Annotated in this window: 28 protein-coding genes and 1 pseudogene; 27 read left to right on the top strand and 2 right to left on the bottom strand. The window is 37.5% G+C overall.

The window, feature by feature from the left end:
* The first annotated feature begins 586 nt into the window (after positions 1 to 586).
* The 12 genes from ACQKMV_RS13310 to ACQKMV_RS13255 all read left to right on the top strand — a co-directional run bounded on the left by ACQKMV_RS13310 (position 587) and on the right by ACQKMV_RS13255 (position 9,952).
* Positions 587 to 1,945: an aspartate kinase gene (locus tag ACQKMV_RS13310; protein ID WP_427504483.1), complete on the top strand. Its 1,359-nt coding sequence runs from the start codon at positions 587 to 589 to the stop codon at positions 1,943 to 1,945.
* A gap of 270 nt (positions 1,946 to 2,215) precedes the next feature.
* Positions 2,216 to 2,398, top strand: coding sequence for a hypothetical protein (locus ACQKMV_RS13305; protein ID WP_100543083.1), 183 nt, complete (start codon positions 2,216 to 2,218; stop codon positions 2,396 to 2,398).
* 285 nt (positions 2,399 to 2,683) lie between these two features.
* Positions 2,684 to 3,367 carry an adenosylcobinamide amidohydrolase gene (locus ACQKMV_RS13300; protein ID WP_427504482.1) on the top strand — a complete coding sequence of 228 codons (684 nt, stop codon included), beginning with the start codon at positions 2,684 to 2,686 and terminating at the stop codon, positions 3,365 to 3,367.
* Positions 3,364 to 4,320: an adenosylcobinamide-phosphate synthase CbiB gene (gene cbiB, locus ACQKMV_RS13295; RefSeq protein ID WP_427504480.1), complete on the top strand. Its 957-nt coding sequence runs from the start codon at positions 3,364 to 3,366 to the stop codon at positions 4,318 to 4,320. Before ACQKMV_RS13300 ends, cbiB begins: the two co-directional genes overlap by 4 nt.
* The gene (locus ACQKMV_RS13290; protein ID WP_427504477.1) at positions 4,307 to 5,509 is read left to right on the top strand and encodes a pyridoxal phosphate-dependent aminotransferase; all 1,203 of its coding nucleotides are present in this window, start codon (positions 4,307 to 4,309) and stop codon (positions 5,507 to 5,509) included. Before cbiB ends, ACQKMV_RS13290 begins: the two co-directional genes overlap by 14 nt.
* A gap of 112 nt (positions 5,510 to 5,621) precedes the next feature.
* Positions 5,622 to 6,230, top strand: coding sequence for a histidine phosphatase family protein (locus tag ACQKMV_RS13285; protein WP_427504476.1), 609 nt, complete (start codon positions 5,622 to 5,624; stop codon positions 6,228 to 6,230).
* Positions 6,231 to 6,241: 11 nt separating this feature from the next.
* Positions 6,242 to 6,817, top strand: coding sequence for a bifunctional adenosylcobinamide kinase/adenosylcobinamide-phosphate guanylyltransferase (locus ACQKMV_RS13280; RefSeq protein WP_427504475.1), 576 nt, complete (start codon positions 6,242 to 6,244; stop codon positions 6,815 to 6,817).
* Positions 6,818 to 6,856: 39 nt separating this feature from the next.
* On the top strand, positions 6,857 to 7,633 hold the full coding sequence (cobS, locus tag ACQKMV_RS13275; protein WP_427504473.1) for an adenosylcobinamide-GDP ribazoletransferase: 777 nt from the start codon (positions 6,857 to 6,859) through the stop codon (positions 7,631 to 7,633).
* A complete protein-coding gene (locus ACQKMV_RS13270) occupies positions 7,606 to 8,205 on the top strand; it encodes a histidine phosphatase family protein (protein ID WP_427504472.1) in 600 nt (199 codons plus the stop codon). The genes cobS and ACQKMV_RS13270 overlap by 28 nt, the downstream gene beginning before the upstream one ends.
* Positions 8,154 to 8,546 carry a bifunctional adenosylcobinamide kinase/adenosylcobinamide-phosphate guanylyltransferase gene (locus ACQKMV_RS13265; protein ID WP_427504471.1) on the top strand — a complete coding sequence of 131 codons (393 nt, stop codon included), beginning with the start codon at positions 8,154 to 8,156 and terminating at the stop codon, positions 8,544 to 8,546. Before ACQKMV_RS13270 ends, ACQKMV_RS13265 begins: the two co-directional genes overlap by 52 nt.
* A 231-nt stretch (positions 8,547 to 8,777) precedes the next feature.
* Positions 8,778 to 9,272: an ECF transporter S component gene (locus tag ACQKMV_RS13260; protein ID WP_427424118.1), complete on the top strand. Its 495-nt coding sequence runs from the start codon at positions 8,778 to 8,780 to the stop codon at positions 9,270 to 9,272.
* Positions 9,269 to 9,952 carry a hypothetical protein gene (locus ACQKMV_RS13255; protein ID WP_427504469.1) on the top strand — a complete coding sequence of 228 codons (684 nt, stop codon included), beginning with the start codon at positions 9,269 to 9,271 and terminating at the stop codon, positions 9,950 to 9,952. The genes ACQKMV_RS13260 and ACQKMV_RS13255 overlap by 4 nt, the downstream gene beginning before the upstream one ends.
* A gap of 173 nt (positions 9,953 to 10,125) precedes the next feature.
* On the opposite strand, the gene ACQKMV_RS13250 is transcribed toward ACQKMV_RS13255, so the two are convergent.
* On the bottom strand, positions 10,126 to 11,193 hold the full coding sequence (locus ACQKMV_RS13250; protein ID WP_427504467.1) for a tetratricopeptide repeat protein: 1,068 nt from the start codon (positions 11,191 to 11,193) through the stop codon (positions 10,126 to 10,128).
* A 283-nt stretch (positions 11,194 to 11,476) separates the two neighbouring features.
* Between ACQKMV_RS13250 and ACQKMV_RS13245 the strand changes: the two are divergent.
* The 8 genes and pseudogenes from ACQKMV_RS13245 to ACQKMV_RS13210 form a co-directional block, all read left to right on the top strand.
* Positions 11,477 to 11,888, top strand: a pseudogene (locus ACQKMV_RS13245) (multidrug ABC transporter ATP-binding protein); the annotation flags it as partial.
* Positions 11,889 to 12,014: 126 nt separating this feature from the next.
* Positions 12,015 to 12,437, top strand: coding sequence for a DUF1801 domain-containing protein (locus ACQKMV_RS13240; RefSeq protein ID WP_427504466.1), 423 nt, complete (start codon positions 12,015 to 12,017; stop codon positions 12,435 to 12,437).
* Between the two features lie 136 nt (positions 12,438 to 12,573).
* Positions 12,574 to 13,563: an alpha/beta hydrolase gene (locus ACQKMV_RS13235; protein WP_427504465.1), complete on the top strand. Its 990-nt coding sequence runs from the start codon at positions 12,574 to 12,576 to the stop codon at positions 13,561 to 13,563.
* Positions 13,563 to 14,234: a response regulator transcription factor gene (locus tag ACQKMV_RS13230; RefSeq protein WP_427504463.1), complete on the top strand. Its 672-nt coding sequence runs from the start codon at positions 13,563 to 13,565 to the stop codon at positions 14,232 to 14,234. Before ACQKMV_RS13235 ends, ACQKMV_RS13230 begins: the two co-directional genes overlap by 1 nt.
* Entirely contained in the window at positions 14,231 to 15,223 is a 993-nt protein-coding gene (locus ACQKMV_RS13225; RefSeq protein ID WP_427504462.1) for a sensor histidine kinase, read from the top strand. Before ACQKMV_RS13230 ends, ACQKMV_RS13225 begins: the two co-directional genes overlap by 4 nt.
* A gap of 216 nt (positions 15,224 to 15,439) precedes the next feature.
* Positions 15,440 to 15,949 carry a hypothetical protein gene (locus ACQKMV_RS13220; protein ID WP_427504461.1) on the top strand — a complete coding sequence of 170 codons (510 nt, stop codon included), beginning with the start codon at positions 15,440 to 15,442 and terminating at the stop codon, positions 15,947 to 15,949.
* Positions 15,950 to 16,000: 51 nt separating this feature from the next.
* Positions 16,001 to 16,450, top strand: a complete 450-nt coding sequence (locus ACQKMV_RS13215) for an N-acetyltransferase family protein (RefSeq protein ID WP_427504459.1) — start codon at positions 16,001 to 16,003, stop codon at positions 16,448 to 16,450.
* 193 nt (positions 16,451 to 16,643) lie between these two features.
* Complete coding sequence (locus ACQKMV_RS13210; RefSeq protein WP_427504457.1) at positions 16,644 to 17,744, top strand: lactonase family protein; 1,101 nt, start codon at positions 16,644 to 16,646, stop codon at positions 17,742 to 17,744.
* Between the two features lie 339 nt (positions 17,745 to 18,083).
* Here ACQKMV_RS13210 and ACQKMV_RS13205 read toward each other — a convergent pair whose 3' ends face one another.
* The gene (locus tag ACQKMV_RS13205; RefSeq protein ID WP_427504456.1) at positions 18,084 to 18,953 is read right to left on the bottom strand and encodes a LysR family transcriptional regulator; all 870 of its coding nucleotides are present in this window, start codon (positions 18,951 to 18,953) and stop codon (positions 18,084 to 18,086) included.
* Positions 18,954 to 19,041: 88 nt separating this feature from the next.
* On the opposite strand from ACQKMV_RS13205, the gene ACQKMV_RS13200 reads away from it, so the two are divergent.
* From ACQKMV_RS13200 to ACQKMV_RS13170, 7 genes are all read left to right on the top strand, one after another.
* The gene (locus ACQKMV_RS13200; protein ID WP_427504455.1) at positions 19,042 to 20,292 is read left to right on the top strand and encodes an MFS transporter; all 1,251 of its coding nucleotides are present in this window, start codon (positions 19,042 to 19,044) and stop codon (positions 20,290 to 20,292) included.
* Between the two features lie 159 nt (positions 20,293 to 20,451).
* On the top strand, positions 20,452 to 21,462 hold the full coding sequence (locus tag ACQKMV_RS13195; protein ID WP_427504453.1) for an ATP-binding cassette domain-containing protein: 1,011 nt from the start codon (positions 20,452 to 20,454) through the stop codon (positions 21,460 to 21,462).
* A complete protein-coding gene (locus tag ACQKMV_RS13190; protein ID WP_427504451.1) occupies positions 21,459 to 22,274 on the top strand; it encodes an ABC transporter permease in 816 nt (271 codons plus the stop codon). The genes ACQKMV_RS13195 and ACQKMV_RS13190 overlap by 4 nt, the downstream gene beginning before the upstream one ends.
* Before the next feature lie 157 nt (positions 22,275 to 22,431).
* Complete coding sequence (locus ACQKMV_RS13185) at positions 22,432 to 22,818, top strand: SRPBCC domain-containing protein (RefSeq protein WP_427504450.1); 387 nt, start codon at positions 22,432 to 22,434, stop codon at positions 22,816 to 22,818.
* Between the two features lie 262 nt (positions 22,819 to 23,080).
* On the top strand, positions 23,081 to 23,797 hold the full coding sequence (locus ACQKMV_RS13180; protein WP_427504449.1) for a toast rack family protein: 717 nt from the start codon (positions 23,081 to 23,083) through the stop codon (positions 23,795 to 23,797).
* Positions 23,798 to 24,255: 458 nt separating this feature from the next.
* Positions 24,256 to 24,798 carry a sigma-70 family RNA polymerase sigma factor gene (locus ACQKMV_RS13175; protein ID WP_427504447.1) on the top strand — a complete coding sequence of 181 codons (543 nt, stop codon included), beginning with the start codon at positions 24,256 to 24,258 and terminating at the stop codon, positions 24,796 to 24,798.
* The gene (locus ACQKMV_RS13170; protein ID WP_427504446.1) at positions 24,782 to 25,888 is read left to right on the top strand and encodes a DUF4179 domain-containing protein; all 1,107 of its coding nucleotides are present in this window, start codon (positions 24,782 to 24,784) and stop codon (positions 25,886 to 25,888) included. Before ACQKMV_RS13175 ends, ACQKMV_RS13170 begins: the two co-directional genes overlap by 17 nt.
* The last annotated feature ends 13 nt before the right edge of the window (positions 25,889 to 25,901 follow it).

Here is a 25,901-nt window from a genome sequence, read left to right as displayed (position 1 = left end):
CTTCAATTAATATGGAAGAAAGGCACTACAATTCAATCAAGTTTGCTGCAAAACACTTTGTTACAAAACTTTTAAGTATGCACAAAAGAGTTATTTCACGATGTACACATTTTGGAACTTGATTTTATTACGACACTTTGAGAAAAGGGATCAAGCCATAAGTCATCCCCGAATAGTTTCGACTTGTTGTTGTAATAATGATTCACATCCAGCAGTTGAAGTGATACATCTTTATACAAGCAAAATTATTCAAATTGAAATCCACATTTATATTTGTTAAGACGTGGTTCGTTTTGTCATGTCTAATCTACTGTTAAAAATTCTATAAAATAAATGATTTCAGCTAGTTCAGACAAATATTTTTACGATTATAAGAATTCTACGAAAAAAATTTGCAAAAACCTTAACTATTTCATACGAAATCCGTATAATAAATCAAACAGCGTGAAAATTGTCCATTTCCATCGGTTAATTGTGTGAATTTTTTAAATTGTATTGACGTGGGGAACGATAATTTGTACACTGTGTACATTCAATTGTTTTTTGGAGGAATACATTTAAATTAAAAAGTTAGGATTTGATGGTTATGATCGTATGTAAGTTTGGTGGAACATCTGTAGCAAGTTCAGAACAAATTCAAAAAGTAGCAAACATTGTAAAATCTAATCCGGCACGTAAAATCGTAGCCGTTTCGGCACCTGGGAAGCGCTCTGGTGAAGATATAAAGGTAACAGATTTATTAATTAACTTAGCAATGGCAGCATTAAAAAATGAAGATATTGAAGACGAATTGCAAATCGTTGTGAATCGCTTTATGGCGATTGCGGATGGTTTGGAGTTAGATCATACAATTTGTGACGTGATTGCTGAAGATTTACGTGAACGTGTACTAGGTGATAAATCGAATGAGGAATTATTTATCGATAGCATCAAAGCTGCAGGGGAAGACAATAATGCGAAGCTGATCGCTGCTTATTTTAATTCAATCGGTATGCCGGCCCGCTACGTAAGTCCAAAAGATGGTTTGGTCGTCAATGATTTACCTGAACGCACGTATGCATTACCAGAGGCTTATGTAAATTTAGCACCTCTAAAAGACACCAAAGAAATCATTGTGTTCCCAGGTTTCTTCGGTTACACTAAAGCGGGCATATTGCGTACATTTGACCGCGGTGGCTCTGATATTACAGGCTCTATTTTAGCAGCAGCTGTTGAAGCAGAACTTTATGAAAACTTTACGGATGTGGATTGTGTGTTCTCCGCAAATCCGAAAGTCGTGAATGATCCAGTGGAAATTAAAGAAATTACGTATCGCGAAATGCGCGAATTATCCTATGCAGGCTTTTCAGTTTTCCATGATGAAGCGTTAATGCCTGTCTACAAGATTGGGGTGCCAGTTAACATAAAAAATACAAATAATCCATCAGCTCCAGGTACTCGTATCGTACCAAGACGCTCTGCAGCAGCGCGTCCAGTTACAGGTATCTCGGCAGACAGTGGCTTTTCAACTTTGTATGTATCAAAATATTTAATGAATCGTGAAGTAGGCTTTGGACGTAAGCTTCTACAAATTTTAGAAGATGAAAATATTTCATATGAACACACACCGTCTGGTTTAGACGATATTTCTGTCATTATGCGTTCAAATCAAATAACACTTGAAAATGAAGAACGAATTCTTTCTCGTGTGAAAAATGAATTACAAGCAGATGATGTGCAAATGCGTCATGGTTTCTCTATGATTGTTATAGTAGGCGAAGGCATGCGTAATAACACAGGTCTAGCGGCACGTGCTGCAACTGCGATTTCGAAAACAGGTGCAAATATAGAAATGATTAATCAAGGTTCATCTGAAGTTAGTCTAGTATTCGGTGTGCTACAAGAATATGAAAACCAAATTTTACAAGCACTATATGAGGAATTTTTTGCACATGTAAGAGTGTAAGGAAATAAAGTGAAACTTTAATCAGTGGGGATTCTTTACCCCGCTGATTAATAGTCTTCACCAATCGGGCTTTTACTGGTAATTAATGATCTACATAATTTCTTTGCTTTCGCTAAATTTTTGTGGGGGGAGTCTTGTACCTGTCGTTTCACTTTTGGTACAAATAAATGATTGCCCGTTTACTGCGCTAATCCTTGAACTGGATTAGTGTTTTCTTTTTGACTGGAATACGGTAAAATCGAGGGCGTACATAGATTGGAGGTCTTTCTTTTGAAAAAATTATCGATTGGTATGTTTCTATCAATGATTGGCATACTATTTGTTTGTTTAACTATTATGGATATATTACCGTCCTCAACAAAAACGATGAAAATTGTCTATATCGGTATAGGCTGGGTATTCATCATTGCGGGTTCTGTTATTCGTTTTAAAACCTTAAAACAAAGGCAATAACGGAAAATCTCGAAATTGAATTGTTATGACACGCGAATTTATGATACAATTTCAAAAAAAATAAATAATTTGAGTATTATGAAGTTGTAATGCTGTACGAAAATTCAGAAGGTTCAAATTTGGGTAAATCATTAATTTAAGAATGAAAAGTACAAATTCTTCTTTGTAAGAATTTGTTTTTTTATTTTTATCTTCATTCAGCCATAGTTTTCTGCGCGAAAGCTATAATTACGCCAAGGCGTAGTTGATTATTGATGCACAATACATTAAATAGGAGGCGGGATAATGCCAGTACTACGCAAGGAAGATATTCATATTTCCGACCATTATATTGCCGTCCAAACTGATTCTCCGATGAAGGTCGTATCCTCAGCAGTACATAATCCGGGCTTTGGCTTTTATACACATTTGATGAATCGTTCAGTGCCTTATACATATGATGAACGCAAACCACGGTTAGAATTACAACGTTTTTTACAGTCTGAGGGCTTTCCGATTGACAATACAGTTGCGATGATGACGGCTGTTTATGCTCGGTATGCAACAATACGTGAGTTTACATATGAAGGAATTCAACTTGTCATAATGATTACAGCTGGTCTTGGCAATGCGGTTGATATTACGCGTGCCTTTCATCGTCAGGAGAAGTATCATGCTGGGACTATTAATACGTGGGTACTGATAAATGGGAGATTGTCGGATGAAGCTTTATTCCAGGCAATGATTTCTACGACAGAGGCAAAGGTCAAGGCACTTATTGATGAGGGGATAACAGATCCAACAACGGGTACACAAGCTACAGGTACTTCAACGGATAGCTTGCTGATTGCTTCAACAGAGGAAGGCGACTACCATCAATATGCAGGACCGATTACGATGCTAGGAAAAGTTATTGGCCACGGTGTTTATGAAACGATGCGTGAGGCCATTCAAAAATATAAAAAAGACAAAGAGGAGAATCCTTTATGATGGCACTGATGATTGCCTGTATCATCGGGCTTGTTTTTGATTTAGTAGTGGGTGATCCTCCTAAAATGCCTCATCCTGTACGCTGGATAGGGAAGCTCATTCAATCTCAAACAGAAATATGGAATAAAGGTAGAATGAGAAAGTTTCGTGGCATGGTGATGGCGCTCTCTGTAGTTGGTACAACTATGTTTGTTGTGACGGCCATAATGCTACTTAGCTATCAAGTTAGCGCACTATTTGGCATATTGGTGGAGGGCTTACTAATTGGGATTGGACTAGCACAGCGTAGCTTAAAGGAAGCAGCGATGGCTGTCTATGAACCGCTCGTCAAAGGAGATTTTGCTGAAGCTCGCGTGAAGCTTTCTTGGATTGTCGGCCGTGATACGAAGAAACTTGATGAAGATGAAATTGTGCGCGGTGTTGTAGAAACGGTGTCAGAAAATACGAGTGACGGTGTAACAGCTCCGTTATTTTATGCCTTTTTATTTGGTGCAATAGGGTTATGGGGTTATAAGGCAGTCAATACGTTAGACTCGATGATAGGCTATAAAAACGAAAAATATAAAGATTTTGGTATGTTTGCTGCAAAGCTAGATGATGTACTAAATTTTATTCCAAGTCGATTAACTGGCCTATTGATGGTGTTAGGTACGAAAAATGAAACAAACGTATCTCTCGGTAAGCGCTTAAAACGTTGGGCACTAGATGCGAAAAAGCATCCAAGTCCTAATAGTGGTTATTTAGAAGCAGCTACAGCTGTTCAATTAGGGGTACAGCTTGGTGGAAAAAATACATATCAGGGTGTCGTATCTTATCGAGCAATAATGGGCGAGAAATTAGTTCCATTAACAAAAGAGCATATTGCAACGTCTGTGATTCATATGCGTATAGCGACCTTGCTCTTTACTCTTGTTATGTTAACAGTGGAGGTGTTAATTTTTGCAATTACCTAATCACGGAGCAAATCCGCAAAATGTTTATCAGCAGTTAGGACTTAATATGCCCGAAGAGGTGTATGATTTTAGCGAAAATGTTAATTCGGCAGGGCCACCCCCGTTTGTTGAGGCGCGTTGGCGGACATTTTATCCACTCATTCAACGTTATCCAGATCCGGACGGTGAGCCGTTTTTATCAAAAGTGGCAGCTTTTCATGATGTTCAGAAAGATTCTATATTACTAGGTAACGGTGCATCCGAGCTTTTTAGTGTTCTAGTTAGACGCTATGCCAATAAGCGTGTTATTATCGTACATCCAACTTTTTCGGAATATGAACGAACATTAACAGCAGCAGGCGCTGAAATTGTACCGGTTATTGTAGTGGATATTGTTCACTACACTTTGCCGATGGAGCATCTGAAGCGTGAAATGGTGAACGCAGATGCTTTATATATTTGTACACCGAATAATCCGACTGGGGTGCTTCCAAAGAAAGAGGAGCTTCTTGAATTAATCTCTCACGGTGCAAACGTCAATTGTGAGCTTGTTATTGATGAGGCATTTATTGACTGGGTAGATGAAGCCTATTCATTGATCCCGCATGTGGCTGAAAATCCTCATTTGATCGTCGTTCGTTCGATGACAAAAATGTATGCAATTCCAGGATTACGCCTTGGCTATTTAGTGGCGAGCCCAGTGGTTGTTGCTGAGCTAAAGTCTATTTTACCGCATTGGAACTTGAATGCCTTTGCCCTTGTTATAGGTACAGGCTGTTTAGATGAACATGTATATTGTGAGCAAGCCATTGCCTATGCTAAACATCAACGGGAATCGCTACAGCAATATTTACAAGAAAAAGGTTGTCAGGTGACAAATAGTGTAACGAATTATGTATGTTTTGCATTACCGAAAAATCAGCAAGCAGATGTATTTTTTACATATTGTTTAGCAAAAGGCGTCGTACTGCGCCATACAAAAAACTTTATGGGCTTAAATGGTGAATGGTTCCGTATTGGAATTAAAGATATTACAGCTATGACGTATTTACAGAATTGTTTGCAGGCGTGGTTTAACTTCTTTCAGCAGAAGTCTCACACTATAGGTGGTGAAATGAATGCGGTTTTAAGTCTCCTTTCAGCGGGTGTCCAATCATCTGTACCTGTCGCTACGCTTTCGGTACAAAAGTCATCCGCTAAAAGAAGTTAAAGCCTCCGGCGGATGTCACTGAATCGGAAAGGAGTTCTTTGTGCTAGCACAAAGCCGATTCCGGACGCAATTATGCCGGGGCATAATTGATTGCAAATTAGGGGTGAGCAAGTTGACAACATTTTATTTAGTGAGACATGGTGAAACAATGTGGAATAAAGAGCATCGACTACAAGGATGGTTAGATTCCCCGTTGTCTGAAAATGGTATTTTACATGCAGAAAAACTTCGAGATCATTTGGAGAATTTCTCTTTTACAGCGGCATATAGCAGTTCAAGTGGCCGTGCTAAGGAAACGTTGCATATTCTTCTAGGTAATCGTCAGCTTCCAATATTTTATGAGGATAATTTACGAGAGATTTTTTTAGGGGAATGGCAAGGGAGAACAGTCGAGGACATTATGACTACGAATCGCCTTGACTATGAATTTTATACCGATTACCCTGGACAATTCGTCGCAACCCATACGGAAAGCTTTGGAACGGTAACAGAACGAGCAATGTTTACGTTAAGGAAAATTGCAGAAAAATATCCCGAGAACAATGTTTTAATTGTGTCCCATGCTGTTACGATTAAATGCATTATAAATGCTATTTTAGGGCGTAGCATCAATCAGCTGTGGGCAGAACCATTTATTCATGGTACAAGTGTAACGATTATTGAACAAGTCGAGCAACAATGGCTCGTTAAAGATATCGGTAACATTCAACATTTACAATAGGAGGCGTAACCATGCCACTGATTTTCATTACAGGGGGAGTACGCAGTGGTAAATCCCACTTTGCTGAAAAAGCGGCTGTTACTCACTATCAAACAAAATTTATGCAAGCGCAACGACTTATTTATATTGCTTCTGGAGTAGCGATGGACCAAGAGATGGAGAAAAGAATATTGCGCCATCAGGCAGACAGACGAGCGCAAAACATTGAATGGCTGACGATAGAAGTACCTTATGACATCGCAGATACTTTGCATAAATTGACCGAGGGAGATGTCTTGTTATGGGACTGTGTTACGACATGGCTGACAAATGCGTTTTACGAGGGTTTTGACAAGGGAACTCCATGTGTAGAACAACCTGGCTGTTTAGAGAAGAAGCTTAATGTTTTAAAAAATGCGGTAGAGACGTTACTTGAGAAAAGGGTGACGTTTTTTATCGTCTCGAACGAATTATTCGATGAGCCTCCATATGCTAACGAGGAAGTAGAGTTATACCGACAAATGCTTGGGAAATTACATCAATGGTTCGTGTCTATAGCGGATGAGGCGTATGAAATAAATTATGGTGTCGTAAAGAAATGGAAATAATGAATGACGCTTTGAAAATAAAAAGAAGGTGGCAAGACGATGAAAAATTTCTGGCATAGTATGCAACTTGCATTTCAATTTTTTACAGTTTTGCCGGTACATAAAGAAATACCTTTAACTAAGGCAACTATTACAGGGATGTTCGCCTTTTTGCCATGGATAGGGGCTCTCATGGGTACCACAGTGGCAGCAGTGATATATAGTTTAACAGAATGGACTGCGAGCAGTGAAGTCTTACTTTCCTTTGTAATTGTTGGATTATTTGCCTTATTTACTGGTGGTTTACATTTAGACGGTTTTATAGATATGGGGGATGCTTATTTTTCATATCGAGATCGTGAGAAGCGGCTAGAAATTTTAGATGATCCACGTGTTGGCGCATTTGGTGTACTTTCAGTGCTATTTTTAGTGCTTGGCAAATTTGTCATTCTGCATGAGCTGTTCGTGCAGCAAAAGTTAGCACTGTGGATGCTTGTGTTTATTCCGTTATTAACACGAGTAGGTATGAGCTTTTATTTTATGTCGCTCAAGTGCTCAAAAGAAAAAGGGCTTGCCTACTTTTTTAAAACACATATTAAGCCGGGATTACTTATCAGTTTTATGCTTATAACACTAGTTGTGGCGTATAGCAGTTTGTTGTTTGTCATAGGCTTTTCAATTATTCCATTAGTGTTGATGGCTGTATTAGCGATTGCTTTTTTAGTCTTTAGACAATTTACAGTGCGCAACTTTGGTGGCGTTTCTGGGGATTTACTCGGTGCATCAATTGAAGGAATGGAGGTTGTGCTATGGGTGACGTTGTTATTGTGCGCTTAATGAGACATGCACCAACAAAGGAAAATTTGGAAAAGCGTTATATCGGCTGGACAGATTCTTCATTAGCTGACGCATCTTTGCTGACTATTGTAGATAAAGATGTTAAGAAGGTGTATGGTAGTGATTTATTGCGCTGTAGGGAAACAGCTGCCCGTTATTTCCCGAATGCAATATATCTGTCTAATAGGAAATTTCGAGAGTCGAACTTCGGAGAATTTGAAGGGCGCACATATGAGGACTTAAAATCTGATAGTCGTTATTGTGCATGGTTAGATGATCCCGTACAGTCACCACCTCCAAAAGGGGAAAGCTTTGATACCTTTTGTGCGCGTGCAATTGAAGGGTTCACTGCATTACCAAAAGATGAAGATGTCTATCATCTCGTTGTGCATGGTGGAGTTATGCGAGCGCTTCTCGTAGCATTTGCACCAACTGAGCAACCTTTTTGGTCGTATCAAACACCGCATGATAAAATGTTTTCTTTAAAGTTTACAAGAAAGGCTTGGGAGGAGGGAGCGAGATGCATGTCTTTATCGGAGGAGCTTATAGTGGAAAAACCGACTATGTCATGAAAGTACTTTCAGGCCAAAAAGTTGAGCTTGTAGATGGCAATGTTCCTGATGTCAGTCCAGCCTGTGATGTACTAGTTATTAAAAACTTAGAGAAGTGGCTTGTGACACAAGATCTTGAGGATGATGAGCCCCTTGTCAGAACCATTTTGACTAGACTAAAGACTCTTGAAGAAAATTGTGCCCTCTATATAATAGTAACCGATATGGGACGTGGAGTTGTGCCGATGGAAAAACAAGCACGATTGCTGCGTGATACATGTGGGCGATTATACCAGGCATTATTTGCTGAAGCCGAACAAATCGTACGTATTTGGTACGGTATCGGAGAACAAATCAAATGATATAAATTTGAAAAATTTAGAAGGCTTTTCATTAAAAATGTTTGGGTGGATGATTGTTAAAACCAATGCTATGTATATTAGTTGATTGGAGTGGAGGCTGGGCGACTCCTTGCGGCTCATCGGATGCCCCTAGGAAGCTTTGCTATGCTACAGCACAATGCACCCAGCCGGAACGGAAATCAACCACACGTTATAATGAATAGCCAAATATTAAAGGAATGAGGGAATGGGATGGATCGACAAAGATTAATGAAATTGACGCTTACTGCCATGGTAGCGGCAATTTGTGCAGTGGGTGCAGTCATTAAAATTCCAACATTTATATCAACTGCTGCGCTTGACTCTGCACCAGCATTTTTGAGCGTTGTATTTTTATCTCCAGTATTAGCTGGGGTTGCGGGGGTAATTGGGCATTTTATATCAGCCTTAACTACCGGCTTCCCCTTAGGACCACTACATATTATTATCGCAGTGGAAATGTTTATTGTTGTATGGATCTTTGGAGTTATGCATAAAAAAGGAATGCATTTCTGGAAATGGCCAGTGGCACTTATTTTAAATGGCGTTGTAGCACCATTACCATTTTACTTTATCATTAGTCCAGCATTTTACTGGACGTCATTGACTAGTCTTCCATTGGCAACACTCATAAATCTAGTAATCGTAGCAATTGCGATGCCAATTCTGTCGAAGGTGTTTGTGCGTAAGGAAGGTCGAGTACATTGAGAAATGCAATAAAAGTAGGTGAGCTGATTGCTACAACAGATAATGCTGCAGCAATTGGTGAAAAACCACAAGATGTTGTATCTGCTTCAGACAAACTAACTGCATATTTAACTGCACGTGTTACTTTTTTAGAGCAGCTTGCCGCAAATGCTTTACCAAGGCATATTTTGCTCGCTAATTTTTCAGGGGATGCAGCATGGTCTCGTTATGTTGCAGGTATTCAACAGGTATTTGATGAGGTTGGTCTTATTTGTCCGCTAATAGACGGTAGCACAGAGTCCAATATGTCGACTCTACAATCAGGTTTGTCTATAACGATGCTTGGTGAGCAACAGAAAAGCACACCAACTAAGCATGAGCAATTTACTTGGTACACATATGGACTGCCGCTTGTAGGCAATGAAGTCCTTGCACAGCCTGAAGATATCGCACAGTTAAAACCTATTTTTCAGGCGTGGAAAGAGGAAATAGTGCAGCAAGTATGGCCAGTTGGATCAAAAGGACTGCAATCAGAATTTACCCGACTTTTTGGTGAAGAACAGGTCAAAAGTTCATTAGATGTTAAAAAATCGGCTGGTCCATGTGCAGTAGTTTTGCTAGGTATACACCCAGAAAAAGAGCAGCTAGCACAAAAAATTTTTCCTAGAAATTTTGAAAAACTAAGTAAAGCTGCATTGTAATTGGGCTTGGTTAGAGAAAAGGTAACGGATTATTTAACAGATTAAAGCTTAAATGCAGTAATGAATCGTACGTTTGACTTTTGGTGTACAGAGCCAGTGCTAGAGCGACGGATGTAGAAGATAACAGCAACAGCCATGTTAGCGTGATTCATGCTAACATGGCTTTTCTCTAGTTATTTAAAAAAATCGTCTTCGAAAAATGGTGGGATGCCAGCTTCCTTTAAAAAGTATTTGTATTCAGTAGGGGCTTCTAAAAGTGATTTATTAGGAAGTAATACCTCATCTCTTAATCGTTGAACGAGTTGAGCATTTAATTCTGGAAACCATTTTTCGTAAGGTACTTTTCTTTCTTCTTCTATAGAAATTAAAAAATTAATAATATATTCAAACATTACAGGGAAATCTTGTTTAATTTGATGATGATGAGCAACGATGGCCTCGATGTAATTATTCAATTCATGAAAAGGTTCATTTGGGTCATATCCACCTAAATATTTTCGGTCGTGCTGTGGAATAAAGGTAAAGCCACTGCGAGCATGCCACTTACCGAGCATTACTGTAAAAGCGGCAAGGGCACATCTTCGTGTTTCTAAATCACGATCATTAAAATAATTAAAATATTCGTCATACTCACAACCTCCACCAGTATAAAAACCTCCAAGACCAACATTTTTAAGTCCCTCTGTTACTTTTTCTACAATAGATTTTGTAGAAGGTTCTGTTTGTAATGATTGATTTGTAGCAAGTGTGATAATTTGATCACTACTACAATCTAATCGATGACCTAAATAAGAAATTGTTCGAGAGTACTTTAATATATCTTGATTAGTTGTCATATAAACGAGGTTGTCAATTAAGAAGCCCATTGCTTCAGCATTTTCTCCTAAGTTAAATAATGCCATCGCGTAGAAAACTTTCATTTGTTCCTTATTAGGAAATTTACAAAATGCTTCTTGGAATAGTTTTTTCGCCTCTACAAAACGTTCGTGTGTTCGATAAATGCATCCTAATTTGACGTATGCGTCCTCCAGTTCTTCATCTGATAAGCCTAATTCAATTGCTTTCTCATAAAATGGTATTGCCTTTGTCTCTTCAGCTAAAATATCAAAGCTGCGTGCACATTGATAGTGGAGGGAAGGATTGAGCTGATCATTTGATAATAAAATCAAAAACATTTCTTTCGACTCTTGTAGTTTTCCTTGTCTTCGTAGATGTAATGCTCTTTCTATAGTGTTTTCCATGATTTATCCTCTCTTCTGCTTTAATAATGGACTAATTAATTTAGGGCTCATACCAAAAATTAGAGCTGATATTTGTTAAATCGTTTAGTTGAATGGAGTAAAGGTTGGACGCCCCCAGGAAAGCGCCCAGTCGGAACGAACATCAACCCCACGTTATGGTAATGAGCCAATATATCATTATAATTATTATACTGGAAAAAAAGGGTGAAATCTCCTTTTCTATCTGAAATTTCATTTCCCGAATATTACTAGACACAAAATAAATTGCCATTTGAGATATGCAGAGGTTGAAGAAGCTGCTATAATCGCTAATGCCCATAACTTTATTAAATATTTACCAGCACAGTATGATACACTTGTATAGGCAGATGGGGCAAACTTAAGTAAAGGTCAACGACAATTATTGGCTATTGCCCGGGAAATTTTAGAAAATTCGGATATTTAAATTGAGTGAGGCTACATCGAGTGTAGATACGCAAACCGAGGTCGATATTCAAAAAGGTTTACAGCATTTAATGCAGGGACGAACAAGCTTTGTTATTGCGCACCGTTTAAAAACAATCGAAAATGCTGACCAAATTCTTGTTATTCAACAAGGTGAAATCGTTGAGCAGGGTAATTACCAACAGCTCATGCAAACACAAGGTATTTATAGTAATCTCCAGCAACAACTTTTGCTTGAGAAAGTGGAATAAAATATTGAAGGCTATCTATTAAGTACCTATAAACTTATTAGACAGTTTCTGTTTATAGATATTGTGGAAGACATTGGGAAATGTAATGATGCATCAAAATTCAACTTTCGAAGGTGAGGTATTAAAATGTACGAATTAAAAACAAAAGAAACTGATGAGAGTGTTATTGAATTTATTGAAAATGTAGAGCATCCTAAAAAGCGTGAAGATGCTTACCGACTATTGGATATTTTTGCTGAAGTAACAGGGTATGAAGCAAAAATGTGGGGGCCAAGTATTATAGGATTTGGTAGATATCATTACAAATATAAATCTGGACATGAGGGCGATGCACCTTTAGTTGGATTCTCTCCTCGAAAAGCTAAAACCAGTTTATATTTTGCGCCAGGCGACAGTGAGCGTGACAATTTATTAAAGGATTTTGGTAAACATACAACAGGAAAAGCTTGTATTTATATTAATAAACTAGCGGATATTGATGTGGAGATATTAAAGTCGCTCATCCAACGATCTGTAACCTTTTTACAAGAGACCTATCCTGATCAATAATTTTCTAGAATCAAAAGCTGTCTAAGTGGAGTAAACACCACTTTTAGACAGTTTTTTATTTGCCTAATCACAAAAAATTAATTAGAAATTTATTTTTCTTGTTTATCCTTTCATTATCAACTGAAAGGGGAATTATATGAAAAAGAAGTTTAAGAAAATAGTTATTTATTTTATAGCGGCCATGCTTATTGGACTAGTGGTGATTTTCAGCTATCATCAATATCAGCTTAATAAGGAATCTAATCTTTTGGGGAATAAAGGTACACTTGTTGAGGTAGATCATCAAAAAATCAATGTTTACACTGAGGGTGATGGTGAGGACACTTATGTGTTTATGGCAGGTTCAGGGGTTGCGGCACCCATTTATGAAATGAAGGGGCTTTACAGTAAATTTTCGCAACAACATAAGATTGCTGTTATTGAAAGAGCGGGATATGGCTATAGCGATGTCTCGAAGGACGAACGAGATATTGATACAATTTTGGCACAAACGAGAGAAGCGCTCCTGAAAAGTGGAAATAAGCCTCCTTATATTTTAGTACCACACTCCATTTCAGGGGTTGAAGCGATTTATTGGGCACAAAAATATCCTGAGGAAATTAAAGGGATTATCGCGCTTGATATTGGTTTGCCAAGTCAATATGTGGAGCATAAAATGGGAGTAGTCGATTTATGGACTGTTAAAGGAATGAATTTGCTAACGAGATTGGGTGTACATCGACTAATACCTTCGAAAGTGTATAATCCAGAAGTAATGAAGCAATCTTTTTTAACTAACGAAGAAAAAGAAATTTATAAAGCATTATCATATAAACAGACTTTTAATGATGATATGAAAAATGAGCTACTTCATGTATATGAAAATAGTTTGAAATCAGAAGAGCTTCCGAAGCCAAAAGATACACCTATTTTATTAATAGATGCCATTGCTGAACAAAATAAAGATTCGAAATTTACGAAGTACAATAGCCAGAAATATGCGGAATATGCCGAGCAAATTAACATAGCAGATGTGAAAGAATTAAGTGGTACCCATAGTATCTATTTATATAAACCTGATGAGATTTATAATCTTGCTATAGAATTTATGAAGACTAAAGTTGACAACAAAGAAAGGTCGAGGTAATGAAAGGATTTACGATTTTAATAGTAGAAGACGACCAAATGATTGGCGATTTGATGCAAAAAATACTACAACGAGAAGGCTACGACGTTGTATGGAAAACTGATGGACGTGAAATTATGAACCTTATCCATCAAATCGATTTAGTAATAATGGACATTATGCTTCCAGGGGAGGATGGCTATCAGCTGACGAAGAACATTAAAAGCTTAGGCTTAAATATCCCCATTATTTTTCTTTCAGCTCGCAATGATATTGAGAGCAAGCTTCAAGGGTTAACAGTTGGTGAAGATTATATGACAAAACCATTTGATCCGAGAGAGCTTCTTTTAAGAATGCAAAAAATGCTAGAGCAGCAATATGGAACATTTACGCAAATCCAGCATCTATTGCTTGATATTGAGCATCGCAAATTATTTAAAAATAATATACATGATGAAATTTCATTGACTGCAATCGAACGTAAAATCTTCTTTTATTTATTTGACAACAAAGATAGGGTGTTAACGAAGGATCATTTTTTTGATTATTTATGGCCGCTTGAAGATCGAAATCAAAATATCATCAATGTTCACATAAAAAAGATCAGAACGAAAATTAATGATTCATCAGGTATCATCCTACAAAATATTTACGGAGAAGGGTATCGATTAAATACCTACATAAAGAAATGACACTAAAGACAAAATATCGATTATTATTATTTACTGCTATAGTCAGTGTTCCAATCGTATTGTTAGGGATTAGTGTGTCGATGTCTATTATTTATGAATTCGCTTTTAAAACTAGAAATAAAGGCACGCCATTCCACGAATCTTTCGCCTATCCAACCATGCTGGTTGTGTTTTTCCTATCATTATGTTTGCTAGCATTTTTATTTTCGAAATCGATCAATTCTTTACTATCGAAAATTAATATGTTAAATAAAACGATTCGCGACTTAGCGAGTAATGAAAGAATACCGAGTACATTAGAGGTTGGTAGTGAGGATGAAATTGGACAGTTAATTCAGTCGGTTAATATACTAATTGAGCGAACTACTTATCGGGAATTAGAGCTTAAACAACAGCAAGAGCTGCAAAAAGAGTTACTGCAAAAGCTAAGGCACGACATTAATACACCGTTAACCGCTATCCGTTTACAATTATTTTATCTAGAAGATACCTATAAGGAACAACCCAAATTGGTAGAATCCTTGAATGAGCAAATTCAATATATCGCTAGCTTAACGAATGAATTTAATTTACAGTCCTTAGACACAATGGAGAATTCTTATATCGTTACGGAGGAAGTGCAACTCACGACATTGCTAGAAACGATGATAAAAAAATGGAGCTATTTATATAGAATGCAAAACATCGAAATAATTTATCATCCAGAGGATACCGATATAACATTGATGAGCAATGAACTATGGCTACAACGAATGTTCGATAATGTGTTCCAAAACACATTGAAACATTCCAATGCTACAAAGCTTGAGGTAACAATGAAAGATAATAAGGTTTTCATGATGGATAATGGTATTGGCTTTGAACAAAATCGTGTAGGTGAGGGTCTAGGCTTGAAGATTATTGATGACATCGCTAGAATTCTTGAAATAAACTATGCAATCCATACAAACGAAGAAGGGACATCATTTTGTTTTTCTATCTCAACCTAAAAACAGCGGCTACTTTGCCGTTGTTTTTTATTATATCGAAAAAAAGCTAGATGTTACTGCACAACAATTGGATAGCTGATTCTACAGTCTAATTGTTGTTTTTAAATAAAGGCTTTTTCTAAAAGATTGTTGCTATTTATGAAACTAACGGGGCAGAACTCTTCAATAACAACAAAGGATATTTATGGTAAAATCTTGTTGGAGGAGAGAATAAAATTGAGTAAAAAGAAAAAAGTGTTATTTCGGATTTCAATAGGTTTGAACATTTTTCTTATCGCAATTGTAGCTTGGGGAATGATAACAATGAATTTTGTTAAAGAGCAAGTTCTCGTTACGGAAGTACAGCATAATTTAGTAGAACTGGAAGGTTTAATAAAATATCAGATTGATGATAATTGGTCTGAACCTAATTTGGTTACAACTAAATTAGGAGATGTATTGAATGGAATTTGGCTTGGTATGACTACTGGAAAGCAATTAGGAACGCTTTCTAAAAGTGACAACGAAGTTCTTGAACATTTATATTCTAAATTAAGTCAATTTCCTAAAGATGAATTATATAAATTTGTTGATTTAACCGAAGAGGATAAAAAGAATTTTGAAGAGTTACGAGAAACACTTCGAGAGGTAGGATTAGGAATAAATATTAGTATAAGTACAAATATGGATTCCTTCATAAATCAAGCAGAGAAATTAAACAAAAACATTAAATCCCCATTAAATTAACATTTACTTGATATTGTGCTCACGGTAAACAAAACTTGAGGAGGCATTGTAGTGAACCAACACAAAATGATCATTACTCAGTATAATCCTAAATACGCTGAACAAACAGTAGCTATGTGGCGAGATAGCAAGGAACAGGCTATTGGTCAGAAAGAAATTCACAGCTTTGAAAGTCACGTTTATTTTTTAAATCATATATTATCTGAACAGTTTCAAATAGATGTAGCGTTAATTGATGAAAAAGTAGTTGGAATGATTGCCTATAATGAAAGGGAAATAAGCCAATTATATATTCATATAGATTATCAAGGAATCGGTATAGGTCATACATTACTAGATAAAGTAAAAGCACAATCAAGTGGGAGATTAACATTATACACATTTGAAGTAAATGAAAATGCACAACGATTTTATGAAAGACAAGGGTTTGAAATCATAGGTAGAGGACATGAAAATGAAGAAAATTTAGCTGATATTCAATATGAATGGATATCCAAATAAATGATTTTCAGGTGCTTTTGATATTCAATTTACGAAATATCAAACATAAAAAAAGAGTTGATTTTACACATTTTGTAGATTAACTCTTTTTTTATGTTTTAACATCAATCTTTTAGAAAACAGCCTAAATAAAAAAACAGGGAATCGAAAACGTTAATGAACCATATAAAACTATAAAAGGAGGAAAGTTTATATGAACAAGAATTCCCCTACTAATGTGAGTATGGTTTACATGATGACGAATAATGATGTCATGAATCAAATCATTGCCTTTAACAGGGACACAAATGGAATGCTCACCTTTTTGGGTGCCTATCCAACTAATGGTAGAGGTACTGGCACAAGGAAAGTTTCTGCTGCAACGCCAAACAATGGTGTCGATCCCCTTACGTCACAAGGAGCTTTAACCTTGTCCCGTGATGGTCGTTTTCTTCTTGCAGTAAACGCGGGCAGCCATAGTATTAGCAGTTTTATCATTAGTGACAGCGGTGTGCCTGTTCTCGTGGACGTAAAGCCATCGGGAGGTGCTCAGCCTAATAGTGTAGATATATTTGGTGATCTTGTCTATGTTGCCAATGTAGGGTATGCCGCAAACAATTTTGCATCCAACATCATGGGTTTTCGCATAGATGAACACGGGCGCCTTACTCCTATTGCAGGCTCCTCACGTTCTCTCAGCACTTTCAATGCCGAGCCCGCTCAAGTTCTTTTCACACATGATGGCAGTAAGCTCCTTGTAACCGAGTATACTGCAAATCGTCTTAGTGTTTTCAACGTAAATCAGAACGGTACGGTTACAGCACCAATCGTTAATGATTCTTATGGTGATGGCCCGCTGGGTGCATATTTTCTCTCTTCTGGACTCCTCTTAGTTACTGAAGCAAGTTCAAATGCCCTTTCATCCTATTCAATGAGCAACGACGGGACTCTCCAGGTGATCAGTGGTTCTGTACCAAACGGATATAATACCGCATGCTGGGTAATCACGACAAGAGATGAACATTTTGCATTCATTACTAATACTCTAAGTGGCACTATTTCCACCTACCGAATCGAAACCAATGGTGTACTGTCAGTGGCAGGACATATTACCAGTACACCTCAAGGTACGGCTCCAGGACTGCCGATGGATGTTGGAGTAAGTAAAGATGGACGGCATTTTTACACCCTTAACGGAAATCAAGGAACAGTCTCCGCTTTTGCCATTCAAGAGGGTGGAAGTCTAGTCAGGTTGCAGGTTGCCACATGGACTCAACTCCCTTATTTTGGCTCGCAGGGGTTGGCGGTTCTTTGATTTTATTGTTAAGTAGGTGATAAATAAAAAAAGTTGGGCGATAAATTCAAAAAGTTAGGCGATAAATTAATGTTAGGCGATAAATTCAAAAAGTTGGGTGATAAATAAAAAAAGTTAGGTGATAAATTCAAAAAGTTAGGTGATAAATTCAAAAAGTTAGGTGATAAATTCAAAAAGTTAGGTGATAAATTAAAGTTGAGCGATAAATTTAAAAATTAGGGCGATAAACCTTGAAATTGTTCCGATAAATCAAAAATTTGTTCCGATAAACTTTAAAAATGTTCCGATAAATCACAAAATTGTTCCGATAAATCACTAGAAGACCCTATCAAACTAGCTTCATTCGATAGGGTCTTCCAGCAATGATTCAATAACTTGTTTTAATTGGCAAGTAGAAGATTGTTGACTTTCGCTCTTCTTGTAAATAAAGACAGTTTCGATTATTTTGTTTAACTGCTGCAAATTGTAATAGTGTATGTTGGAATAGTTATAAAGGTCGATTAGTTTTGTATTTAACACAGCAATCGTATTGTCTATTTGTAGGAAATCAAGGATACTACTAACTGACTTTATTTCCTTCATCGTAAATGGTACTTGATTCTTTTTTAACCAATCAACCATTGCACGTGTATACATACAGCCTCTGCTTAACACAAGTAGTGTAATAGGTGAACGGTTCTCAAAATTAATAATATGTGAATTGTTCGAAATGACTTCAAATGTTTCTGTTGCAATCATGTCATAATTTAAATCAGGGTAGTGTTTAATAGGATTACTCGTCAGTGCACAATCCATTTCAGCATTATGTACTTTTTCATTTAAGGAAGTGCTGGATTCCACAGTGAAATCGACATCTAACGGTATATTATTTGTTTGCAAGGCATTCATAATGGATGCACCATAAATTTTAATCGTTGTATGCGAAGTGCCAAAGCTAATTTTTGTATTCGTTTGTGCCGAATTAATCTCCTGTAAAAATTCATCGTACTCCTGTGAGATAAGCTTTAAAAATTTTAAATATTGTGTTCCTACATTTGTAATCTTCAAGCCCTGTGGTGTACGCTTAAAAACCTCCTGACCAATTTCAGCCTCCATTTTCTTCACTTTAGAGGTTAAGGCAGATTGAGTATAATTCGTAATTTCAGCGGATTTACTAAGATTTTGCCTTTCCAAAATCTCGATTTTCAATGCTATTTCTGCTATGTTCATGTTGTATTTCACGCACCTATTAAATTTTTTGATAGCCACTATCATTTTCCTCTATTTTACGCATTCATTTAGCAAGCGTAAACTTTAGATGCAAAACGTTAAAGAATTATGTAACAGCATTGGAGGAATTTTTATGAATACATATTATAAATGGATAATCGTATTAGTGGCCACTCTTTCCCAAACTGCGGCAACTTTTGTTACGTACGGCATGGGACCAATTGCAACATTTTATCAAATTGAATGGAATTTATCATCGCTCCAAACAGGTTTTATCGTTTCTGCCGTTAATCTTGGTCCAATCTTTTCGATGATTTTGTTCGGCTATCTAATGGATAAAAAAGGGGAAAAACAAATTATCGGATGGGGTTCTATTTTGCTGGGGCTCTCAGCTTTATTACTCATGTTGGTCAATAATTATGCGGTGTTGTTATTTTTATTATTAGTCGTTGGAGTATGGTACGGAAGTGCACAAACAGGGGGTAGCACCGCAATTGTGAAGTGGTTTCCAGATAAACATCGCGGGCTGGCGATTGGCATTCGACAAACAGGTATTCCAATCGGTGGAGCCTTAGCATCTGTCATACTCACATATATGTATCATCACTATAGCTTGACATCCGTGCATCTTGTGCAAGGCTTAGTGGCTATTGCTGGCGGCCTGCTCTTTTTACTTATTTATCAGGAACCTAAAAAACGTGTAGCAGTAGCTGCAACCTCTGTCACTTTTAAAGAGAAGCTCTCAGCTATTAAAAATAATAAGGATTTATATCCAATTTATATTGTAGGAATCGTTATGATGACTTTACAAATGATACTCGTAGCTCATTTCATGAGTTATTTACATCAAGAAGGAGGTTATTCCTTAACAGAGGCGGGGAAGTATTTAAGCCTTGTATTAATAGGTGGAATGGTTGGAAGGGTAGCTATTGCATGGATTAGTGATCAATTTTTTGTACAGAAGCGGGAGCATTTATTAATAATAGTGATGGCTAGTGCAGTTATTCTTACCATAATTTTGCCACTTTTGCTACATGCAAAAATGTTGATGTTATTATTTTGTTTCTTATTAGGCTTCGTAACACTTGGCTGGTATTCATTGTTTATCGCCTGTGTGACAGAGCAATCGAATCCACATTATGTTGGTCTAACTGTGAGTGCAGCCTTGACGTTGAACCAATTATTTATCGTCATCGCTCCTTCGTTATATGGTCTTATGGTAACGACATTTTCAAGTTATCAAGTAGCGTTGAATATTGTTGCAATAGTTGTAGCACTCGGTGCAATGAATTTGTATAGGGTGACTAAAAATACGAAGATTAGTCCAAAAACGCTGTAGTATCATCGTAACTGCATGCAGACATATAGTGAATAGAAGATAAGGTCCCAATCAAAATTAATGAATGACTAAAATTATTCGTTTCACATTCAGTTCATAAATTTGTAGTATCATCCGTCTTATAAAAAACTGAAGGCAATAAGTGAAGGAGGAATTACAATGGGGAATGTGAATAGAATGAAAAGCCCGTTAGCGAATAGAGAGTGGGCCATTGAAGCACGCGGTCTAGTCAAACATTTTGGAGATAATCGTGCTGTTGATGGTGTCGATCTAAACGTACGTGCCGGCACTATCTATGGTGTACTTGGTCCTAACGGAGCAGGAAAGACGACAACTATCAGAATGCTAGCAACTCTTCTACGAGCGGATGCTGGGACGGCACGAATATTCGGTTATGACATCGTGAAAGAGCCACATGTTGTACGTCAATTAATTGGCGTCACTGGTCAGTATGCTTCCGTTGATGATTCACTGAGTGCAACGGAAAATTTGATTATTTTCTCCCGTTTACTAGGGTTGGGACGTACAGAGGCACGAAATAAGGCAGCTGAATTACTGGAAGAGTTCGGTTTATCAGAGGCTGCGAAACGTCCTTTGAAAAATTTTTCTGGTGGTATGCGTCGACGCTTAGATTTGGCAGCTAGTCTTATCGCACAGCCACCATTGATTTTCTTAGATGAGCCGACGACAGGACTAGATCCACGTACACGTAATCAAATGTGGGATACTATTCGTCGTTTAGTAGATACAGGGTCAACTGTCCTGTTAACGACACAGTATCTGCAAGAGGTAGATGAACTGGCAGATCGGCTTGCGGTTATAGATCATGGGCGTGTAGTTGCAGAAGGGACAGTCGATGAGCTAAAAGCATCTGTTGGTACTTCATCCTTACATTTGAGCATTCAAAATTCACAGGAAATGATAGCCGCTCGTGAGACAGTAGAACAAATACTTCAAGTCAAAACAACCATTTCACAGGATATTGGAAAAATTACAGCCCCAATGGCAGATGTTGACCGAGTGACGGATTTACTGATTGCCCTTCGTCAAAAAGGAATTCAACTTGACGAGTTAAGTGTACAAAAACCGACCTTAGATGAAGTGTTTCTGACAATCACTGGTAATAGTGTAGAAGAGAATGTTCCTCAACTAGAGGAGGGAAGAATATGAAAAGTAATACGATAAAACCACTAGCTGAACGACAATTGTTACATAAAGCAAGCATCAATCAATCTATCAGAAACTCGCTAACGATGGCCTACCGAGGCGTATTAAAAATTCGACGTACGCCTGAGCAATTATTTGATGTAACTCTTCAGCCGATTATTTTCACTCTGATGTTCACCTATATTTTCGGGGGAGCCATCTCGGGGAATGTACAAAACTATTTGCCAGTCATCATTCCAGGAATTCTCGTGCAGACTGTCATCACTACTTCAATCGTTACAGGAGTCCAATTGCGGGGAGATATGGATAAAGGGGTGTTCGATCGATTTAAGTCACTGCCGATTGCCCGCATTGCGCCGCTAGCAGGGGCACTATTGGCAGATACTATTCGCTATACCATTGCGACTGTTCTCACTTTTACCATGGGATATATCATGGGGTATCGACCAGAAGGTGGATTGGCTCATGTTGTACTTGCGGGGCTTTTAGTTATCGTGTGTGCCTGGGCCATAAGCTGGATCTTTGCCTTCTTTGGTGTTATTGCACGTACAGCTTCAAGTGTACAGGGAATTTCGATGCTTGTACTGTTTCCACTAACATTTCTTTCGAACGCCTTTGTTCCAGCTGAGACGCTACCAGATTTTTTACAGTGGTTTGTGAAAATTAATCCGATTTCACATCTCGTGACGGCTGTCAGAGAACTGACGAATTCAGGAACAATAGGTTGGGATTTATCGGCCTCACTCATTGGAGCTACTGTAGTTGTCGTCATCTTTGCGCCACTAACAGTGAAAGCGTATATGCGTAGAACATAAAGAAAGTCCTAATTAATAAATGAAAAGAGTGTGTTTTGCACAAGCCAATGTCAAAACACATTTTACATAAAAAGAACAGAAGTTGTAACTGTTTTTGGTTCCAATAATAGGATAAAATGAAAGGAAGAGGAATGGATTCGGTGAACGGAGGAATGCAATGTTGGATAAAGAAAAAAGTTCGATTTGGATTGATGCAAGTATTGTTACAGTTTGGCGAGCTGTCACAGAGGAGCAGCTGTTGTCGCAATGGTACGCCCAAGATTCAACTTGGGAAATCCCAAAATTAGAGTCTGGAGCAGAGATAATTTTCACGTTACTGCCGAATGAACATAATCAGCTTTCAGAAAAATTACCGATGGTGTTAACAATTAAAAATGTAACGCCAAATCGAGAATTTTCGTTTTACTTGGGTAATGAAGAGACACTGATCGCTATCTTATTAGAGGAAGAACAAAATGGCACGAAAGTTACATTTAATTCGAGCGGCTACGAGGCTTCTCTCGCTAACTTAAAAACTTTAGTGGATAGAAATGATACTCTTTAATAAATAGTTTCATGGAAAAATTGTATTTTTTCATGAAACTTTTTCGTTGTTCACCAGTCTTTTGTGGAGGCGAGCAAAATGTTAAAAGAACAGAAGGACAGCTGTACTAGTTCACCTTTGTTGAAAGGTGACATATATCCATTATAAAAGGGTTCACTACGTCTTAGGTCTTAGACGAATTTAAAGCGGAGGGTCGTTTTTATATTTGACAATTCCTATATAATGAAATTATTGGAATATTATATAGTGGGAGGAAATTACATTGAAAAAATTTATGGGACTTGGTTTGATTATAGGTGCCTCAATATTTGCATTATCGGGATGCAACTCAGTCATAACAGGTAAAACCAAAGATGAAACGATCCTAGTAGAAAAGGATACAGCAGAGAAGTTAGATGTTGAATTACACCTGGGTATTGGAGACATGACAGTGAAAAAGGGTGCTAAGGATTGGGTTGAGGGTACTGCTCAATATAATATTAATAAGCTCGCACCAAAAGTAAAATATGACTTACGTGGCAATACAGGAAAAATAACGATTGAGCATAAAGGCTCTACTGGCGTGCGTTTAGGAAAAATAAAAAATATTTGGGATATCGAATTGAATGAAAATATTCCAATGGATCTCTCTATCGAAACCGGCGCGTCAGAAGCAGAACTAGATTTACAAGGATTGCAGCTCGAAAAACTAAATATTGAAACAGGTGTTGGCGATCTCAAAGTGAATTTAGGTGGTGATTGGAAGAAAAGCTTCGAAACGAATATTGAAGCGGGTGTTGGGGACACTACTGTCATCTTACCGTCAAAGGTTGGGGTAAAGCTTACGACGGAAGAAGGCATAGGCACTTCAGATGTAGAAGGCTTCATTTCTAAAGGCAAAGGGGTTTATGTAAACGAAGCGTATGATGAAGCAGACGTAATATTAGAGGTCAATTCAGAAATCGGAGTTGGCAACGTTACTTTTAAATTGGATAAATAAAGAAAAAATTGGTAGGCTACTTAGATGAAGTAGTCTACTTTTTTTGGTTGGTAGAAACATAGGTGACGGATAGAACGATCAAAATCGTGGATAGCACGACCAAAGTGAAGGATAGACGAGCCGAAGTGATGGATAGAACAATCAAAATTGAGGATAGAACAACCAAAGTCGTGGATAGAACGATCAAAGTGCACGATAGAAGAGTCAAGGTGGCGGATTGAACGTCACCCAAAAACATTTGAAGAAGGCCCCTTTTTTATTTATCACCAATAGTTAGGAAGACATTTGTTATTACATATGCAAATGACTATTGGCTGATTTTCGTTCCGGTTGGACGCCCAAGAAAGCGCCCAGTCGTAAAAAAATCAATCTCACGTTATATTCAAGAAAAAGAATTTTATCAAAGTGAAACCTTTTCATATAGTTATTTACTCTAAGTATTGAAAGGAGGAAACAGCATGGAACATAATTTATCAATCGTCAAACAGGCTATTGCAGGGAATAAGGAAGCGTTTGAGCATCTGCTCATTCTAGAAGAAGAAAAATTATTCTATACCGCTCTTTCTTATGTTGGCCAAAAAGAGGATGCGTTGGATGCTATTCAAGAAGCAGCATGTAAAGCTTATCTAACGGTTCATCAATTAAAGCATCCGGAATTTTTCTCCACATGGCTGTTTCGTATTTTAATAAATGAATGCTATCGGTTGCTAAAAAAAGGGCAGAAAATCATTCCTTACGAAGAAAGTGAATTATTAAATCGTTTACAGGAGCAAGAAAATGTTATGGCGAATCCAATTGATTTATCGGATGCAATACAGCATTTGAATCATTCTCAGCAAATGGCCATCATTTTGTTTTATTATCATGATTTATCAATAAAAGAAATTTCGGAAGTAATGGAAAAGCCAGTTAGCACTATTAAAACGTATTTACATCGTGGGAAAAAACAATTAAAGCGAGAATTAGAAAGGAGTGCAATGTTCAATGAAAAAGCCATTTAATGAAAACAGTACCCTTCCAGAATTCCCAAGAGATGAGGTACGAGCAGCAATTTCCAGAGGAATCCAAAAAGCAGAGGAGCAAACAAAAATGACTCAAACACCTGTACAAATTAAAAGAAAAAGCAAACGTAAACCATTAATATATTTAGCAAGTACGGCAGCCGCATTTAGTATTATGATAGGTTCGGCCGCTTATGTCTCACCGACTTTCGCAAGCACATTATCACAGCTACCAATTATCGGGTCGGTATTCAGTAACTCTGGCTTACCTGGGTTAAAACAAGCTAGTGAACAAGGGTTAACAAGCACTATTGGAGAAAAGCAGACAATTAACGGTATTTCTGTAACAGTAGATGAAGTCCTTTATGACGAATCTAATATTACAGTAGGACTTACGATTGATTCTGAAAAGAAATTAAGTGAGAATTACTTCGGAGCAGGATTTGATTTTACTATTAATGGTAAATCCCCTAACGCGAGTTCTGGAAGCTATGGAGAAAAAGTTATAAGTCCAACGGTTCGTACAGGTATCGCGACATTTGATGTGAAGGATAACATGCCAGATTCCTTTGAAATGGGCTTAGTGCTAAAAGGCGAAGGAGGGGAAAAATGGGAATTCAAAGCGCCAGTTAAAAAAATTACGGATATTGTTTATGTTCCTGTCAACCATCAGCAACAAGCAGAAGGAATTCAACTGGATGTGTCCAAAATTTCATTAAGTCCATCAGGTATAGCACTTGACTATAAAGCTACTGAAAAGGGGACAATTGATAATTCACAAGTAGGTGCATCGTTTATAGAATTCCGTATTACCGATCAAAATGGCAAGGAGATTACTTCGCATTCTGGTGGCGGAGAAGGTCATTTCGATAATGGTGTATGGAACTTTAGCAGCAATAAATCCTTTGACCCGATTTCAGACGATGTTCAAAAATTAACGATTACCCCTTATTTAGCACTTCCTTCTGGCGGAGGCGGCGTACAAATTGATAAGGATGGCACAGAAACAAAAATACCATTCGATAAGTCATCACTAAAAGAAGTGAAGTTCCAACCATTCACAGTAGAAGTACCTAAGCAAACTAAATAAACATTCAAGCGTC

Source organism: Lysinibacillus sp. NPDC094403 (assembly GCF_050278745.1).
Lineage (GTDB): Bacteria > Bacillota > Bacilli > Bacillales_A > Planococcaceae > Lysinibacillus.
Note: the sequence above shows the minus strand (reverse complement) of the source record. Positions and strands in the feature narration are given on the sequence as shown.